This window comes from Mycobacterium sp. NGS19 (assembly GCF_059813155.1).
Genome location: NZ_JCALEB010000006.1, coordinates 18,302 through 34,516 on the forward strand (window position 1 = coordinate 18,302; position 16,215 = coordinate 34,516).

The window sequence follows — 16,215 nt, forward strand, 5'->3', positions numbered from 1 at the left end:
TAACGTCTATATAGACGCAACTAGATATATGGTGCTAACGCCGCTGTACCAGCAACGTCTGCGCGCACACGCCGATGAACCCGCTGCGGTCGAAGATCTCCGCGGTGGTGACCCCGATACCGTCCGGACCGATCGAACCGCGCGCCCGCAGCGCGAAGTCGTCGCCGACCGGCAATCGGTGCAAGTGCACCGCGGTGTCGGTGTTCATGAACACGAACCGGTGAAAGTCCAGCGCCGCGCCTACGCCGTTCGCGGAATCGACGGCGAGCAGCAATTTGTCCAGGGTGCTGGTTGTTTCGCCCTCGATAAGATCCGCGCGGGGGCTGAGCCAGAAGATCGCGGCACCCGAAGGGTCGTCGACCTGGCGGCGCCAGTCCACGCTGCCGAGATACCCGCTCATGCCCCACCAGTCGCGGGGCATCGGCTGTTGGTCGCCTTCTACGAGCGGGGGATACCGGTCCGAGGCGATGTCGCTGGTGTCGCTGGTGGCGATCGCCCACGCCGTCACCCGCGCCACCGGACGCGGGTCGTCGATCGGGGTCATCTCCGCGGCGACGAGCGAGATTCGCCGCCCGGGACGATCAACCCATGCGCGTACGCGCACCGGCGCCACCGGAATAGCGCCGAGGATGTCGAGGACCAGCCGACCCAGGCGCAGACGCGGATCGACCAGCCGCATGATCGCGTTGCCCAGTAGCGCCAGCGGTGGTGAACCGTGCTGGATTGCCGGATCCCAATTGCTGCAGGTGAATTCGGTCGACTGGTAAACCTCATAGTCGCCGTCGGTCCCGAGCCGGCGGTAGTAACACCCGCTCATGCGACCTGGGGCCAGCCGGGGTAAGGCGGTGGAGTCCCGCCGAACACCGGACAGTGGGCTTGGTGGGCACACCAGTCACACAGCCGCGACTGTTTCGGCCGGAAATCGCCTGTGGCACCGGCCGATTGGATCGCCCGCCAGATGGCCATCAGCGTCTTCTCGAAACGCAACAGCTCGTCGAGCTCGGGGGAGTAGTCCAGTATTTGACCGTCGGCCAGATACAGCAACCGCAGTCGGGTGGCCAGTACGCCGCGCGACCGCAGCAGCGCCACCGCGTAGAACTTCATCTGAAACATTGCCTTGAACTCGGCCAGCGCGCGCGCTTCCGGTGGAGCCTTGCCGGTCTTGTAGTCGACCACCCGCAGTTCGCCGGTGGGAGCGACGTCGATCCGGTCGATGAACCCCCGCAGCAGCGTGCCGTCCGCCAACTCCACCTCGACGCGTTGTTCGCAACTGTCCGGCTCGAACCGGGTGGGGTCTTCCAGCCGGTAATAGCCCGACAGCAGCGCCCGGGCTTCGTCGAGCACCGCATCGCGTTGTTCCGGTGTGACGCTGGCAGCCAGTTCCGGTTCGGCGGCCACCACCCGGTCCCACGCCGGGGCGAGCAGCGACATCGCGGCGGCGGGCCGGCGTTCCGGCGCGGGCAGGGCGTAGAGCTGCTCGAGTGCCGCATGCACGACGGACCCGCGCAGTTGAGCGGCGGAGGTCGGCTCGGGCAGTCGGTCGATGGCACGGAATCGGTACAGCAGCGGGCACTGCTTGAAATCGCCGGCGCGCGACGGCGACAACGCCGGCCGGGACAACTGGCCGGTCGGTCGAGCGCTCATGGGGGCAGCGTAGGTCGACGCACCGACAACCCCGGGCATGTCGTGCGGCGCGTCTGCTGGCACGCTTGACAGCCGTGCGTCGTACGGGGCCTTTCGAAGTGGGTGATCGCGTGCAGCTCACCGACGCCAAGGGCCGCCACTACACCGTCGTGTTGACGTCCGGCGCGGAGTTCCACACGCATCGCGGCTACGTCTCCCACGACGCAGTGATCGGCCAGCCCGAAGGCAGCGTCGTCAAGGCCACCAACGGCGACCAATTCCTGGCGATGCGGCCGTTGCTCGTCGACTACGTGCTGTCGATGCCGCGCGGCGCGCAAGTGATCTACCCGAAGGATGCGGCGCAGATCGTGCATGAGGGCGACGTCTTTCCCGGCGCGCGGGTGCTGGAAGCGGGCGCCGGATCGGGGGCGATGACGTGTTCGCTGCTGCGCGCCGTTGGCCCGACCGGCCGGGTGATCTCCTACGAGCTACGCGACGACCACGCGGTGCATGCCGAGCGCAACGTCGTCACGTTCTTCGGGGACCGGCCCGAGAACTGGGATCTGGTGATCGCCGACGTCGCCGACTATCGCGGCGAGCAGGTCGACCGGGTGGTGCTGGACATGCTGGCGCCGTGGGAAGTGCTCGATGCAGTGGCCGACGCAGTAGTGGGCGGAGGCGTGCTCATAATCTACGTCGCGACGGTCACGCAGCTGTCGCGCACAGTCGAGGCGCTGCGCCAGCAACAGTGCTGGACCGAGCCGAGGTCGTGGGAGACGCTGCAGCGGTACTGGGACGTCGTCGGACTGGCGGTACGGCCGGAGCACCGGATGCGCGGTCACACTGCGTTTCTGATCAGCACTCGTCGGCTCGCTCCGGGAGCTGTCGCCCCGACGCCTGCGCGTCGCAAACGCCGCTGACCTCCGCGATTCAGAAGTCGTCGCTTCGGTGCAGGCCGCGCCGGGTAGAGAGCAGCTGGACCTCAGGGCGTGCGGCCACCAGTCGTTCAGCGGCGTCGAGCACCTCCACCACATGCGCGCGGTCGGCCGCGGTCACCGCAACGCCGACGGCGGCGCGTCGATACAGCTCCATCGCGCCGGTTTCGGCCGCTGAGATCGAAAATCGCCGGCGCAGTTCCGCGATCAGCGGCCGCACCACCGAGCGTTTCTCCTTCAGCGAATGCACGTCCCCGAGCAGCAGATCGAACTCCAGCCACCCGACCCACATCGCAACGTCAGCCTGTCGGCGACGGCGACGGAGTCGCCGGATTCTGCCCGTACGTCAACAGGATGTCGGCCGTCGTCTTCGACAGCTGCCAGCCGCCGTGACCGTCGGGCTTGAACTCCATCGGGAACGTGAAGCCGTTCGTCATCGCCGGATTCTCGCTGTGCACCGTGACGTCCGCGGTGACGTTGCCGGCGGGGTCACTGGCCCACGCGATGTTCTCGGCGGTGAAGCCGACGGGGGTATAGCCGCTGTCCTGCAATGCTTTTCCGAACTTGTCCAGCTGCTCGGCGCTGGGACCGCCCTCGACGAGCGCGACCTTCTGGTCGCCCGGCACGGACGTGTCGGCGAGCCGGTACAGCACGTCGGTGAGCGCTTCAGGGGGCGGCAGCGGGACGTCGGGCGGCGGAGCGGCGATCACCGATGTCTGGGTCGTGGTCGGCGACGACGACTCAGACGCGGCCGGGTGATTGTCGTTGCCACAGGCGGGCAGCCACGCAACCACAGCAGCGACGACCACAGCCAGAGCCGTCGAGCGCCGCCACACCGTCAGACGGATCAACCGCCCGCCGTCGCCGCCTGCAGCAGCGATATGGCAGAGGACTTCGACACCATCCAGCCCTGAGGGCCGCCGGGAACGAACACGACCGGCCGGGTGACCGGAGCCAGCTGCGGACCAGACGCGGTGACTTGCGCGGTGACCGAACCGTCGGCCGCCGGTGCCGAGACGCTGGACACCGAAATATTCAGCGGCAGCTGGCCCTTCTGGCGCGCCTGCGCCAAGGCCTTGTTGGCCTGGTGGCCTTCGAGGATGCCGACGCCGCCCTGGATCAAAGCTGAATTTTCAGTGACGGTGGCGCCGTTGGCGATCTGGTTGAGGATGCCGGCCAGCTCGGCGGCGAGCGCAGGATCGCTGTCCATGGGCAGCGGCGCGCCGAAAACCACGGGTGTGACGCCCGGCGACGCGGTGACTGCGATCGGTGCCGTCGAGGTCAGACCAGCGGCCACGCCACCGATCAGGGCGGCGGCTGCGATGCCAGTGGTTAGGGATTTCAGGCTCACAAATGTCCTTTCGTTCCGCCCGGCTGAGCCGTAACGGTAGCAGTCAAAGTGGCACGCGCAGTTTTTAGACCGCACACGAAAGCGAATTCGCCGGTAGCGTTGGGGTATCCACCGCGCCAACGTACGGTGCCCGAGAGGAGCGCAACATGAGCGAGGCAGAGCGTTCCGAGCGGTTCGGAACACCGATGTCCAGCGACGACGCTGCCGAACTCGAGGAACTGCGCCGCGAGGCAGCAGCTCTTCGCGAACAACTCGAAGCTGCCCTCAACGCCCAAGGCGGGCTGCGTGGTGCGCGTGACGTGCACCAACTCGAAGCCCGTATCGACTCGCTCGCCGCACGCAACGCGAAGTTGATGGAGACTCTTAAAGAAGCGCGCCAGCAGCTTCTTGCACTGCGCGAAGAGGTCGACCGGCTGGGCCAGCCACCCAGTGGCTACGGCGTGCTGCTGTCGGTGCAGGACGACGACACTGTCGACGTGTTCACGTCGGGCCGCAAGATGCGCCTGACGTGCTCGCCCAACATCGACGTGCGGTCGCTGAAGAAGGGCCAGACGGTCCGGCTGAACGAGGCGCTGACGGTCGTCGAGGCCGGGCATTTCGAAGCGGTCGGCGAGATCAGCACGCTTCGTGAGATCCTCGCCGACGGTCACCGCGCTCTGGTGGTCGGCCACGCCGACGAGGAGCGCATCGTGTGGCTGGCCGAGCCGCTGCTGGCCGCCGAAGACATGGCCCCCGAGGTCGCCGACGCGCTCGACGACCTGGACCGGCCGCGCAAGCTGCGCCCCGGCGACTCGCTGTTGGTGGACACCAAGGCCGGTTACGCCTTCGAGCGCATCCCTAAGGCCGAGGTCGAGGATCTCGTGCTCGAGGAGGTGCCCGACGTCAGCTACAACGACATCGGCGGCCTGTCCCGCCAGATCGAGCAGATCCGCGACGCCGTCGAGTTGCCATTCCTGCACAAGGAGCTCTACCGCGAGTACATGCTGCGGCCGCCCAAAGGTGTGCTGTTGTACGGTCCTCCCGGTTGCGGCAAGACGCTGATCGCGAAGGCAGTTGCCAACTCGCTGGCCAAGAAGATGGCCGAGGTCCGCGGCGACGACTCCCGCGAGGCGAAGTCCTACTTCCTCAACATCAAGGGCCCTGAGCTGCTGAACAAGTTCGTCGGCGAGACCGAGCGTCATATCCGGCTGATCTTCCAGCGTGCGCGAGAGAAGGCATCCGAGGGCACGCCGGTGATCGTGTTCTTCGACGAGATGGACTCGATTTTCCGCACCCGCGGCACCGGGGTTTCGTCGGACGTGGAGACCACCGTCGTGCCCCAGCTGCTGAGCGAGATCGACGGTGTCGAGGGGCTGGAGAACGTCATCGTGATCGGCGCCTCCAACCGCGAGGACATGATCGATCCGGCGATCCTGCGGCCGGGCCGCCTCGACGTCAAGATCAAGATCGAGCGCCCGGATGCCGAAGCGGCGCAAGACATCTTCAGCAAGTACCTCACCGAGGAGTTGCCGCTGCACGCCGACGACCTCGCCGAGTTCGGCGGCGACCGCACCTTGTGCATCAAGGCGATGATCGAGAAGGTCGTCGAGCGGATGTACGCCGAGATCGACGACAACCGGTTCCTGGAGGTCACCTACGCCAACGGCGACAAGGAAGTCATGTACTTCAAAGACTTCAACTCTGGGGCGATGATCCAGAACGTCGTCGACCGCGCCAAGAAGTATGCGATCAAATCCGTGCTGGAGACGGGTCAGCCCGGCCTGCGCATCCAGCACCTGCTCGACTCGATCGTCGACGAGTTCGCCGAGAACGAAGACCTGCCCAACACCACCAATCCCGATGACTGGGCACGGATCTCGGGCAAGAAGGGCGAGCGGATCGTCTACATCCGCACGCTGGTCACCGGCAAGAGCAGCAGCGCGAGCCGTGCCATCGACACCGAAAGCAACCTCGGGCAGTACCTGTAGGTATGCGTTCGGCGGTAGGCGCCACCGCGTTGATAGCGGCAGCGATGCGCGCACGGGAATCCGCCAGGGACGACGCGCTGTTCACCGACCCGTTCGCCGAGCGACTCGCGGGCGACGAAGGGCGGCGACTGCTGGCCGACGCGGAGGCCATGGCCGGGGACGGCTCGGCGCAGATCGTCATCCGAACCCGGTTCTGGGACGAAGCGCTGCTGCGCGCGCAGGCCGACGGCCTGTCGCAAGTGGTGATCGTCGCCGCAGGAATGGACGCGCGCGCCTACCGCCTGCCGTGGCGATTCGGCACGACGGTGTACGAACTCGATCAGCCCGAGGTGATCACCGTCAAAGAGGATCGGCTCGCCGGTGAGCAGCCGCGCTGCCGCCGTGTTGCGGTGGGCGTCAACCTCGCCGACGACTGGCCCGATGCCCTTGAAGCTCAAGGTTTTTCACCGTCGACGCCCACGGCCTGGTTGGTCGAGGGGCTGCTGCAATACCTCGACGAATCGGCGGTCGAGGACTTGTTCACGCGCATCGACAAGCTCTCGGCGCCGGGGTCTGTGCTGTTGTACGACATCGTCGGGGAGCTGCTGTTCGAGGCGCCCTTCCTGCAGCCGACGTTGCAGTACATGCGCGAACTCGGAGCGGAGTGGAAGTTCGGCACGGACAGCCCCGCAGCCCTCGTAACGGGCCGCGGTGGGACGGCCACCGTGACCGACGTGGCAGAGCCCGGGACGAGGTGGCATCGGTGGGAGCATCCGCCGGTTCCGCTGGATGTGCCCGCGCCGCGCGGCTATTTCATCATCGCGACCAAGGCATAGCCGTCAGTTTTCCGCTGCGACAGCACCGACGGCAACCCGTTGTCCCGCAACCAGCGCTCGGCGGCGGGGCGAGTCGGGGCGGACGTCGGCATGGGGATACCTTGCCGTTTCACAGCACGCTTTAGGCTGAAGGCATGCAACGGATTATCGGGACCGAGGTCGAGTACGGCATCTCGTCGCCGTCTGACCCGACCGCGAATCCGATCCTGACTTCCACGCAGGCGGTGCTGGCGTACGCCGCGGCGGCGGGGTTGCAGCGCGCCAAGCGCACCAGGTGGGATTACGAGGTCGAGTCGCCGCTGCGCGACGCCCGGGGCTTCGACCTGTCGCGGTCCGCGGGACCGCCACCGATCGTCGATGCCGACGAAGTGGGCGCGGCGAACATGATCCTCACCAACGGGGCGCGGCTCTATGTGGACCACGCCCACCCGGAGTACTCGGCGCCGGAGTGCACCGATCCGCTGGACGCGGTGATCTGGGACAAGGCCGGCGAGCGGGTGATGGAAGCGGCCGCACGCCACGTTGCCAGCGTCCCCGGTGCGGCGAAGCTGCAGCTGTACAAGAACAACGTCGACGGCAAGGGTGCCAGCTACGGCTCGCACGAGAACTACCTGATGAGCCGGCAGACACCGTTCTCCGCGGTGATCGCCGGGCTCACACCGTTTCTGGTGTCTCGGCAGGTGGTGGTCGGCTCAGGCCGGGTCGGCATCGGGCCGGCCGGCGACGAGCCGGGGTTTCAGCTGTCGCAGCGCGCCGATTACATCGAGGTCGAGGTCGGGCTGGAGACCACGCTCAAGCGTGGCATCATCAACACCCGCGACGAACCCCACGCCGACGCCGACAAGTACCGGCGGCTGCACGTGATCATCGGGGACGCCAACCTCGCGGAGACGTCGACGTATCTGAAGCTCGGCACTACCGCGCTGGTGCTGGACCTCATCGAAGAGGGTCCGCAGTTCAACATCGACCTGTCCGATCTCGCGTTGGCGCGGCCCGTGCATGCCGTGCACGTCATCAGCCGCGACCCGACGCTGCGTGCGACGGTCGCGCTGGCTGACGGTCGGGAGTTGACCGGCCTCGCCATCCAGCGGATTTATCTGGACCGGGTGGCCAAGCTGGTGGACAGCCGCGACCCTGACCCGCGGGCCGCTCATATCGTCGAGACCTGGGCGCACGTGCTCGACCTGCTCGAGCGCGACCCGATGGATTGCGCAGAGCTGCTGGACTGGCCCGCCAAGCTGCGGCTCCTCGAAGGGTTCCGGCACCGCGAGAATTTGAACTGGTCCGCGCCGCGGCTGCATCTGGTGGACCTGCAGTATTCGGACGTGCGGCTGGACAAGGGGCTTTACAACCGGTTGGTGGCTCGCGGTTCGATGAAACGGCTCGTCACCGAACAGCAGGTGCTCGACGCCGTGGAGAACCCGCCGACCGACACCCGCGCGTACTTCCGCGGCGAGTGCCTGCGGCGCTTCGGTGCCGACATTGCTGCCGCCAGCTGGGATTCGGTGATTTTCGACCTGGGCGGCGACTCGCTGGTGCGCATTCCCACGCTCGAGCCGTTGCGTGGTAGCAAAGCTCACGTCGGCGCGCTTCTGGAGTCGGTGCAAACCGCGGCCGAACTTGTGGAGCAGCTCACCGCAACCTGAGCTTGTCCCGGTAAATCAGGCTCTGACCGGTAGGGTGGAAGAACCGGTGGCCCACCGGCCGCCGATGACCGATGCAGGAGGCAGCGATGGCTCAGGAGCAGACCAAGCGTGGCGGTGGCGGCGGCGATGACGACGACCTCACCGGTAGCGCGGCGGCCGGGCAGGAGCGTCGCGAGAAGCTGGCCGAGGACACCGACGACCTGCTGGACGAGATCGACGACGTCCTCGAGGAAAACGCGGAGGATTTCGTCCGTGCGTACGTCCAGAAGGGCGGACAGTGACCTGGCCGAATCGCGAAAAGCTGGCCATTCCCCATCCCATCTCCGGAGCTTCATCCGTACCACTGGACCTGTCGTCCTTCACTGATCATCTGCGTCGCCAGGCGCCGCAATTACTGCCTGCGTTGAGTCCCGCCGAGGCGGCGACACCCGGTGCTGCGCTGGCGCACGGCACGACGATCGTCGCGCTTAACTATCCCGGCGGCGTGGTGATCGCCGGTGACCGGCGCGCCACGCAGGGCAACATGATCGCCAGCCGCGACGTCAAGAAGGTGTACATCACCGACGACTACACCGCGACGGGGATCGCCGGCACCGCGGCGATCGCGGTGGAGTTCGCCCGGCTCTACGCCGTGGAGCTCGAGCACTACGAAAAGCTCGAGGGAGTGCCGCTGACGTTCGCCGGCAAGGTGAATCGGCTCGCGATCATGGTGCGGGGCAATCTCGGCGCGGCCATGCAGGGGCTGGTGGCGCTGCCGCTTCTGGTCGGCTACGACATCGACGACCCCAACCCGCAGGCGGCCGGCCGGATCGTGTCGTTCGACGCGGCCGGCGGCTGGAACATCGAGGAGGAGGGCTACCAGTCGGTGGGCTCGGGTTCGGTGTTCGCCCGGTCGTCGATCAAGAAGCTGTATCCGCAAGTGGTCGATGCTGATTCGGCGCTGCGGGTGGCAGTGGAAAGCCTCTACGACGCCGCCGACGACGACTCCGCCACCGGTGGGCCAGATCTGGTGCGCGGCATCTTTCCGACCGCGGTGACAATCGACGCCGACGGCGCGGTGGAGGTGCCTGAGCAGCGCATCGCCGAGCTGGCTCGCGAGGTTATCGAAAAGCGAACGGAGACAAGCACTTTGCGTTCCAAGGGCGGCCCGTCCACCGACGCCAGGGATGACTCGTGACGTTTCCGTACTTCATCTCGCCTGAGCAGGCGATGCGTGAGCGCTCCGAGCTGGCCCGCAAGGGCATCGCCCGGGGGCGCAGCGTGCTCGCGTTGGCGTATGACAGCGGCGTGCTTTTCGTCGCCGAGAACCCGTCGCGGTCGCTGCAGAAGATCAGCGAGCTCTACGACCGCGTGGGCTTCGCCGGGGTGGGCCGGTTCAACGAGTTCGACAATCTGCGCCGCGGCGGCATCCAGCTCGCCGACACGCTGGGCTACACTTACGACCGCCGCGACGTCACCGGCCGTCAGCTGGCGAACCGATACGCGCAGACATTGGGCACCATCTTCACCGAGCAGGCCAAACCGTACGAGGTGGAGCTCTGCGTCGCCGAGGTCGCGCACTACGGCGAAACGAAACCGCCTGAGCTATACCGGATTACGTATGACGGGTCGATCAACGACGAGCCGCATTTCGTCGTGATGGGCGGATCCACGGAACCGATCATCGCTGCGCTGAAGGAGTCGTACCGCGAGAACGCCAGCCTGGCGGAGGCGGTCGGCTTCGCGGTCCGGGCGTTGGAGGCGGGCACCAGCGGCAACGGGTCCGGTGCTGAACCGCGCACACTCGGCGTCTCGACGCTCGAGGTGGCGATTCTGGATCAGAACCGGCCGCGGCGCGCGTTCCGGCGGATCACCGGGCCGGCGTTGGAAGCGATGCTGCCGCAAGCTGATTGACGGCCGACGGTCATCCGGTGGGTCGCAGCCACGGCGGTCTGGCCCACGGCGGCAGAAATCTCAGTGGGTCGACGTAGACGCTGTACGGCTGGCCCGTCATGACGGCGTAGATGTTGCGCCACGCGTCGGACGGTTCATTGAGTACGTCGCTGTGTGAGCGCCATCCGCCCATCAGCCTGCCGTCGTCGTAGTCGCCGGTGGCCAGCCGGATCACGCCCGGCATCTCGTCGGGGTCGGCACCGTGCGGGTTGAACGGCAGGCCTTGCAGCGGCGCGATCCAATCGCCGGGTGCCGTCATGGAAAACCGCATCACGTAGGGGTTTTCGTTGTGCCAGTCGCCGAGGTCGTCGACGTGGACGCCGGCGCCTGCCGCCTCGACGTAGATGGTGCGGTCGGCGGTCAGCCCCATCGCTTCGGCGGTGCCGAGTATCGAGCCGCCGTAGGAATGGCCGACGTAGGTAACTGCGACGCCGCGACCGAGGCTGTCGGCGACGCGGTTGACGTCTTGGCTGAACGACACCAGTCGCGGGGCCATGTCGGTGGCGTAGCGGGTGTCCATTGCGTCACCGATGCCGTCGGGAACCCCGCCTTGTGGGAACGCTCCGCCGAGGTAGGTGATCATCGCCAGGTCGCCGTGGCCGGCGTTGACGAACCGGTTGGCCGTCTCGGTGTTGGCCGCCGAGCCCTCGATGGTGGTGTTCATGCCCGGCACCAGCACTCCGACGTTCTTCGCGGTGCCGAGATCGCCGACCAGCTCGATCAGCGACGAGCGCGCGGGATCGAAGGCCAGGATCTGCCGGTCGACTCGGCCCTTGCGACCGGTGGGGTCGGGCACTTCGCTGAGTAGACCTTGGTAGAACCCGATGCGCTTCGCCACCGCGTCTCGTTTGGCCGGGTCTTGGGTGGAGTCGAGCTCGCGGCGCGAATCGAGGACCGCCTGCTCGATGTTGACGCGGTTGGCGGCGACGCGCATGTCCCACGGCACCCCGTCGGTGTTGCCGACCTGCTGCGGGTGGGTGTCGACGAGCTGGCGACGCTGCTCAGGGGTCATCGCGCCGATTTGTGCGGCGATGCCGTCCCGGGTCAGCGTCGGCCAGTTGGCGGTTGGGTTGTCGCTCAAGCCGGCGGCGGTGGTGGGCGCCGGAGCAGTGACGCCGTGGAACGCGTCGTCGATGTCGTGGGCGGCGTCGTCGTCGGCTGCGGCCAACGCGTCGAGCTTCTCGACGATTTCGCGGGTGAACGCGGCGGCGCCGTCACGCAGCACCTCTGTGGCGATCCGCATGTCGCCGCCGCAGTGGTTGAGCACCGCCGGCGGTGGCTGGGCCGGCGGGGTGACGGTTCCGTCGTCGGCCACCGCGAACCCTTGGGATCGCACCGCGCCGGCAGTGCCGAGCACGTCGTCTCGGGCAGCCGCGACGGCGTCGGCGCCGTCACGTGCAGCGACCGCCGCGGCTACCAGTGCACGCGCCAGCCGTGCGGCATCAGCGGACACATCTGCGGCGCGCTGACGGGCGGCGTTGGCGGCGTCGCCGGTCCAGAAATCGTGGGTGTCGCAGAGACCTTGCACGACGACGTCGAACTCACGATGCACATCGGTGGCAGCGCCGTCCCACGCATCGGCGGCCTGTCGCAACGAATCCGGACGCCATGACTGTGCCTGCGACAGCGTCGGCCTTCCCCCCATGCCTCATGCTGGCACTTCTGCGTCGGTGCTTGCAGACGTTATCCACAACGGACTGTGTCGTACCCGCTCGCTACAGTCACTGTCCGATCGGCTAATCACCTTCGGGAGTTGACAAGTGCGCATTCTCAACTGGAACATCAGCCACGGCGGCGGGAGCCGGATCTCGGAGATTGCACAGCACATCGAAGACGTCAACGCCGACCTCGTGGCGCTCACCGAATTCCGCGCGGGCAACGAACCGTCCCTGCGCATCCAGCTCAATCGGCTCGGCTATCCGTTCATCGCGACATCGAACCCGGTAGGGAAGCAAAACGGTCTGCTCGTGGCGGCGAAGTGGCAGATCGATAGCGCCGCAGCGCAAGACATGTTCGACCTTGACCGAGAGAGGTGGCTTGCGATACGCCTTGATGAGCTCGACGCCGACATACTCGCTCTGCACATCCCCGGCGCTCCCGACAACAAGTTCGAGGATGGTTACGGCATCTCCGGGGCCCGGCGCAAAGAACTGTTCTGGCAGCGGACGCTCACCTATGCCCGCGCCCATCGCGACCGCCGAGCGATCATCATGGGCGACTTCAACACTGGGTTACGGATCGATGCCGAGGGCGCGATGTTCAAGAACTCGCAATATATGAAGGATCTGATCGAGTTAGGTTTCGTCGACACATGGCGGCATCTGCACCCCGACCAACGCGACTACACGTGGTACTCGAAGCGTAAAGACAAGACGACGGGTGAAACCCTAGATCTGAACGGCTTTCGATTGGACTACATCTTCGTATCGCCTGCGCTGCAGGACGCGATCGTCGATGCCGCGATACTCCATGAACCCCGGAAGGTCGGCGCCTCCGATCATGCGAGTGTCGTCGCGAACTTGGAGTTGGCCTAACCGGCGTCGGCAGAGGCGTTGAGTTGCTGGATCACCTCGATGACCGCGCGTGCCCGGTCGGGGTCGAAGACCGAGCCGATTCCTTTGGGGGCGTTGTCGGTGAACGGCGGCTCGAACAGCAGATCTGGTGACATGCTGCCGTGCCGGGTGAGGTAGTTGATGACAAGCTGGATGAACTGGATCTGGTCGGCCGTCGCATTTTTGCCGTCGAGAAATTCCGCGAAAGCGGCGGTCGCGGCTGCACGGTCCAGTCCGATCAATGACCGGATGAACCGGCCAAAGCCGTTGGCCGCGTGCACCGCTCGATGGAGATCGGCAGAATCAGCGACTCCGCTGGAGATCAGCAGCTCTTGGAGCGATTCCAGGTCCGCTTCAGTGAGCGGTTGCGCCTTCTTCAACTTCTGCAGCGCGAGGTTGTCCGGTTGACGGACCAGGAAATCGTAGATCTTCGCGTTGAAGCGGTCGACGTCAGTGAATGTGGCGACCGCTGGCATGGCCACTTCGGTGACTTCTCCAAGTGTGTCTTCGTAGTCCGTGTAGATCACCGGCCGGGTTTTCTTGTCGAGCAAGCCGACGATCGAACGCAACTGTCGACGGGCCTGTTCCAGCATCGGGGGAGTGACGTCTTGCCACCATTCGTCGCTGGCCACCTCGCGCAGCAGCTGCTCACGCTTCTTGATTTCCGGGATGCTCAGCTGCTCCAACAATCCATCGGCGACTGCGCGGATACTTGCTTCGTGTGGCTCTTGTCCGTGGCCGTAAAGCACGGCGATCTGGCTCCGAACCACCATCAGGTCGAATCGCTTAGCCGCTTCGTCGGAGTCCTGCACGGTGGTGGGCAGCGGCGCGAGATCGGCGATGATTTCGGCCAGCTGCGCCTCGGCAAGGGACTCCCAATTCTTTGGATCGGAGTACTTCTCGACGACGGCGCGCTTAGGTTTGACGATGAAGTTGTCCAGGCGCATCCCTTGCACATGGTTCTGCAGCACATGTGCGATGTCGGCTCGCAGCTGCGGATAGGCCTTCTGCTTGTCCAACGACCCCACCAGCTCCGCGCGGGCGGCAAAGAGCCGCTCGGACAACGGCTTTGGCACGATGCCGTGCGACGTCGGGAGTTCTTGGCCGAAGTATTCGAAGTTGGCGCAGATGTCGAAGATCAGAAAGTCCTTCTTGTCCAAGCCAGGGCCGTAAAGGTCAGGGCGCAACCGCGTGCCGCGGCCGACCATCTGCCAGAACTTGGACTTGGACCGGACCGGTTTGAAGAAGACGAGATTGGCGACCTCCGGGACGTCGATGCCGGTGTCGAGCATGTCGACCGAAATCGCGATGTGCGGTGACTTGTCAGGCTGTGAGAAGTCGTCGATCAATGAGTCGGCGAATTCGACAGCGTGGGTGATGACCCGCGCGAATGTTCCTTTGTATTCGGGGTAGTGGACGTTGAAGCGCTCGGCGATGAAGAGAGCATGCGCGTTGTTGCGCGCAAAAATGATTGTCTTGGCCAGTCGATCTCCGCCGGCGACACGGTGACCATGGCGCATAAGAACTTCCAGTGCCTTGTCGACGGTGTCGGCGTTGAAGAGCCACTTGTTGACGGCGTCGGCGTCAACCGCATCAGGAGCGTCGTCTTCGCCCCATTCGGTGGCGTCCCACTCGTCCTTCTCTTCTTCGGAGAGATCGTCGTAGCGAAGCCCGCGCAGTGGGAACTGGAGGGGGACGGTGACGGCGCGCGGTGGCACAAGGTAGCCGTCTTGGATAGCTTCGTCGAGGCTGTAGTTGTCGGTGGGAACGCCATCTTCGAGGTTGAAGAGCTGGTACGTATTGCGGTCGACTTCCTCTTTGGGCGTGGCCGTCAGTCCGAGCAACAGCGAATCGAAGTGTTCGAAGATGTGCCGGTATTTTTGGTAGACCGAGCGGTGGGCTTCGTCGATGACGACCAGGTCGAAGTAGCCAGGGCCGAATCGTCTTGCGCCGCCCTCGGTTTGGTTGATCAGCCCCATCATTGTCGGATAGGTCGCGACGTACACCCGGCTATCGGTGTGCTTGTCGGTGAGCAGGTTCACCGGCTTCGATTCGGGAAGCATGGCCTTGAATGCGTTGACGGCCTGTTTGACTAATGCGACCCGGTCAGCAAGAAAGAGCACGCGCTTGACCCAGTTGGCCCTCGCGAGAATGTCCACAAGCGCGATGACGGTGCGCGTCTTACCGGCCCCGGTGGCCATGACCAACAGGGCTTCGCGCTGGTTCTCGGTTTCGAATCGGTCGAGAACTCGACGAATCGCACGCTCCTGGTAAGGGCGGTCGACGATGTGGCGCGGAATGTCAGTGCCCGCCAATGGCTTACGGGTGAAGCGACGTTGGATCAGCAGTTCGAGTTGGTCACGAGTGTGAAAGCCGTTGATCGGCCGCGGCGGGTATTGCGTGTCGTCCCAGATGAAATGCTGGAAACCGTTGCTGTAGTAGATGATCGGACGCTGGGCGTACATATGTTCTAGGCAGTCGGCGTAGAGCTTGGCTTGATGCTGGCCAGCGTGCGCGTCTTTGGATGTCCGCTTGGCCTCGACGAGGCCGAGCGGCTTACCGTCGGAACCCCACAGGACGTAGTCGACGTAGCCAGTCTTGCCGTCGGGCATGCCGTGCACCGGGAACTCGCGGTCCCGTTGGTCGGCAAGCGTCCAGCCGGACTCGAGAAGATCGGCGTCGATGAACTCGGTGCGGGTAGCGGCCTCGTCGTAGTCGTGGGTATCGGGCTTGGCCTGATTAGCCGCCTTGATGGCGGCCAGCTCAGCGCGTGCGGCGGCGAGTTCTGCTTCGAGTGTGGTCTGCGCAGCCTGCGCGGCGGTCAGCGCAGCGTCCTTTGTCTTCAGTTCGTCGTTGAGCTTCGTGATCTGCGCGATCGACTTGGCGACGGCCTGCCCGGCGGGCTTAGGCAGCAACGCTGGGTTGAACTGGGCGGCGGGATCGGGCTTGCTGGCCGCGTCCTTGCCGTAGGTGCGGGCCAGCCAGGACATGATGTGGAAGAGCTCGCGGAGGACGACTTGGCTCTTGTCCTTAGGGAGAGGCTTGTGCTCGTGGACGGCGATGTTGCCCAGTTTGCGGATGAGGTCGAACTTCTGGCGCAGCGCCGGTCCGACGAGGTTGACGAATTCGGGTTGATGGATCCGGGCGGCGAGGTCGCTCTTGTAGGGCTCCGGGAAGCCTTCGACACGGTAGATCCATGCGACGGTGTGCTCGACGGCGCGCCGCGCGTAGAAGCAGGTGGTGCGGGGGTCGAAAAGCGCGTCACGTTCGGCGTTGCGCGCCTCGGCGTAGAGCTGCGGCCACTGCTTCTGCAGGAACCCGAAGTTACCGCTCACCGCCTGTCCTCCTCCCGAGGGCGATCTTGACACATTTGCCGTCGTCAAACGCGCAGCCG

The 16,215-nt window shown here is 65.6% G+C and carries 15 protein-coding genes; 8 read left to right on the forward strand and 7 right to left on the reverse strand.

Going from position 1 to position 16,215, the window contains the following annotated elements:
• Window positions 1-34: 34 nt before the first annotated feature.
• Both AC5Y4N_RS17340 and AC5Y4N_RS17345 read right to left on the reverse strand, forming a co-directional pair.
• Window positions 35-817 carry a thioesterase family protein gene (locus AC5Y4N_RS17340; protein ID WP_499908108.1) on the reverse strand — a complete coding sequence of 261 codons (783 nt, stop codon included), beginning with the start codon at window positions 815-817 and terminating at the stop codon, window positions 35-37.
• Window positions 814-1,644: a RecB family exonuclease gene (locus AC5Y4N_RS17345; RefSeq protein ID WP_499908109.1), complete on the reverse strand. Its 831-nt coding sequence runs from the start codon at window positions 1,642-1,644 to the stop codon at window positions 814-816. The genes AC5Y4N_RS17340 and AC5Y4N_RS17345 overlap by 4 nt, the downstream gene beginning before the upstream one ends.
• A 74-nt stretch (window positions 1,645-1,718) precedes the next feature.
• Here AC5Y4N_RS17345 and AC5Y4N_RS17350 point away from each other — a divergent pair, with 74 nt between their 5' ends.
• The gene (locus tag AC5Y4N_RS17350) at window positions 1,719-2,543 is read left to right on the forward strand and encodes a tRNA (adenine-N1)-methyltransferase (protein WP_499908110.1); all 825 of its coding nucleotides are present in this window, start codon (window positions 1,719-1,721) and stop codon (window positions 2,541-2,543) included.
• 10 nt (window positions 2,544-2,553) lie between these two features.
• Here the strand turns inward: AC5Y4N_RS17350 and AC5Y4N_RS17355 are convergent, their stop codons facing one another.
• The 3 genes from AC5Y4N_RS17355 to AC5Y4N_RS17365 are packed head-to-tail and all read right to left on the reverse strand — an operon-like array spanning window position 2,554 to window position 3,909.
• Entirely contained in the window at window positions 2,554-2,850 is a 297-nt protein-coding gene (locus tag AC5Y4N_RS17355; protein WP_499908111.1) for a DUF503 domain-containing protein, read from the reverse strand.
• Between the two features lie 7 nt (window positions 2,851-2,857).
• Window positions 2,858-3,409 (reverse strand): lipoprotein LppK, encoded by a 552-nt coding sequence (gene lppK / locus AC5Y4N_RS17360; RefSeq protein WP_499908112.1) that lies wholly within the window; start codon window positions 3,407-3,409, stop codon window positions 2,858-2,860.
• The gene (locus AC5Y4N_RS17365) at window positions 3,406-3,909 is read right to left on the reverse strand and encodes an MTB12 family secreted protein (protein ID WP_499908113.1); all 504 of its coding nucleotides are present in this window, start codon (window positions 3,907-3,909) and stop codon (window positions 3,406-3,408) included. Before AC5Y4N_RS17365 ends, lppK begins: the two co-directional genes overlap by 4 nt.
• Window positions 3,910-4,055: 146 nt before the next feature.
• Here AC5Y4N_RS17365 and arc point away from each other — a divergent pair, with 146 nt between their 5' ends.
• The 6 genes from arc (at window position 4,056) to prcA (ending at window position 10,230) form a co-directional block, all read left to right on the forward strand.
• Window positions 4,056-5,876: a proteasome ATPase gene (arc, locus tag AC5Y4N_RS17370; protein ID WP_499908114.1), complete on the forward strand. Its 1,821-nt coding sequence runs from the start codon at window positions 4,056-4,058 to the stop codon at window positions 5,874-5,876.
• A 2-nt stretch (window positions 5,877-5,878) separates the two neighbouring features.
• The gene (locus AC5Y4N_RS17375) at window positions 5,879-6,691 is read left to right on the forward strand and encodes an SAM-dependent methyltransferase (RefSeq protein WP_499908115.1); all 813 of its coding nucleotides are present in this window, start codon (window positions 5,879-5,881) and stop codon (window positions 6,689-6,691) included.
• Window positions 6,692-6,825: 134 nt separating this feature from the next.
• On the forward strand, window positions 6,826-8,337 hold the full coding sequence (dop, locus tag AC5Y4N_RS17380; protein ID WP_499908116.1) for a pup deamidase/depupylase: 1,512 nt from the start codon (window positions 6,826-6,828) through the stop codon (window positions 8,335-8,337).
• Window positions 8,338-8,423: 86 nt separating this feature from the next.
• Window positions 8,424-8,618, forward strand: a complete 195-nt coding sequence (locus AC5Y4N_RS17385; protein WP_499908117.1) for a ubiquitin-like protein Pup — start codon at window positions 8,424-8,426, stop codon at window positions 8,616-8,618.
• Window positions 8,615-9,514 carry a proteasome subunit beta gene (gene prcB, locus AC5Y4N_RS17390; protein WP_499908118.1) on the forward strand — a complete coding sequence of 300 codons (900 nt, stop codon included), beginning with the start codon at window positions 8,615-8,617 and terminating at the stop codon, window positions 9,512-9,514. The genes AC5Y4N_RS17385 and prcB overlap by 4 nt, the downstream gene beginning before the upstream one ends.
• The gene (prcA, locus tag AC5Y4N_RS17395; RefSeq protein ID WP_499908119.1) at window positions 9,511-10,230 is read left to right on the forward strand and encodes a proteasome subunit alpha; all 720 of its coding nucleotides are present in this window, start codon (window positions 9,511-9,513) and stop codon (window positions 10,228-10,230) included. The genes prcB and prcA overlap by 4 nt, the downstream gene beginning before the upstream one ends.
• A gap of 10 nt (window positions 10,231-10,240) precedes the next feature.
• On the opposite strand, the gene AC5Y4N_RS17400 is transcribed toward prcA, so the two are convergent.
• Entirely contained in the window at window positions 10,241-11,914 is a 1,674-nt protein-coding gene (locus AC5Y4N_RS17400; protein ID WP_499908120.1) for an alpha/beta hydrolase, read from the reverse strand.
• 115 nt (window positions 11,915-12,029) lie between these two features.
• On the opposite strand from AC5Y4N_RS17400, the gene AC5Y4N_RS17405 reads away from it, so the two are divergent.
• The gene (locus AC5Y4N_RS17405) at window positions 12,030-12,803 is read left to right on the forward strand and encodes an endonuclease/exonuclease/phosphatase family protein (RefSeq protein WP_499908121.1); all 774 of its coding nucleotides are present in this window, start codon (window positions 12,030-12,032) and stop codon (window positions 12,801-12,803) included.
• Here AC5Y4N_RS17405 and AC5Y4N_RS17410 read toward each other — a convergent pair.
• Complete coding sequence (locus tag AC5Y4N_RS17410; protein ID WP_499908122.1) at window positions 12,800-16,156, reverse strand: DEAD/DEAH box helicase family protein; 3,357 nt, start codon at window positions 16,154-16,156, stop codon at window positions 12,800-12,802. The two genes, AC5Y4N_RS17405 and AC5Y4N_RS17410, sit on opposite strands and share 4 nt — an antisense overlap.
• Between the last annotated feature and the right edge of the window lie 59 nt (window positions 16,157-16,215).

Bases quoted from the DNA above. Each gene is read 5' to 3' on its own strand.
- AC5Y4N_RS17345 (WP_499908109.1), bottom strand. From the start codon at position 1,644: ATGAGCGCTCGACCGACCGGCCAGTTGTCCCGGCCGGCGTTGTCGCCG.
- AC5Y4N_RS17355 (WP_499908111.1), bottom strand. From the start codon at position 2,850: ATGTGGGTCGGGTGGCTGGAGTTCGATCTGCTGCTCGGGGACGTGCAT.
- arc (WP_499908114.1), top strand. From the start codon at position 4,056: ATGAGCGAGGCAGAGCGTTCCGAGCGGTTCGGAACACCGATGTCCAGC.
- dop (WP_499908116.1), top strand. From the start codon at position 6,826: ATGCAACGGATTATCGGGACCGAGGTCGAGTACGGCATCTCGTCGCCG.
- AC5Y4N_RS17385 (WP_499908117.1), top strand. From the start codon at position 8,424: ATGGCTCAGGAGCAGACCAAGCGTGGCGGTGGCGGCGGCGATGACGAC.
- AC5Y4N_RS17340 (WP_499908108.1), bottom strand. From the start codon at position 817: ATGAGCGGGTGTTACTACCGCCGGCTCGGGACCGACGGCGACTATGAG.
- AC5Y4N_RS17400 (WP_499908120.1), bottom strand. From the start codon at position 11,914: ATGGGGGGAAGGCCGACGCTGTCGCAGGCACAGTCATGGCGTCCGGAT.
- AC5Y4N_RS17375 (WP_499908115.1), top strand. From the start codon at position 5,879: ATGCGTTCGGCGGTAGGCGCCACCGCGTTGATAGCGGCAGCGATGCGC.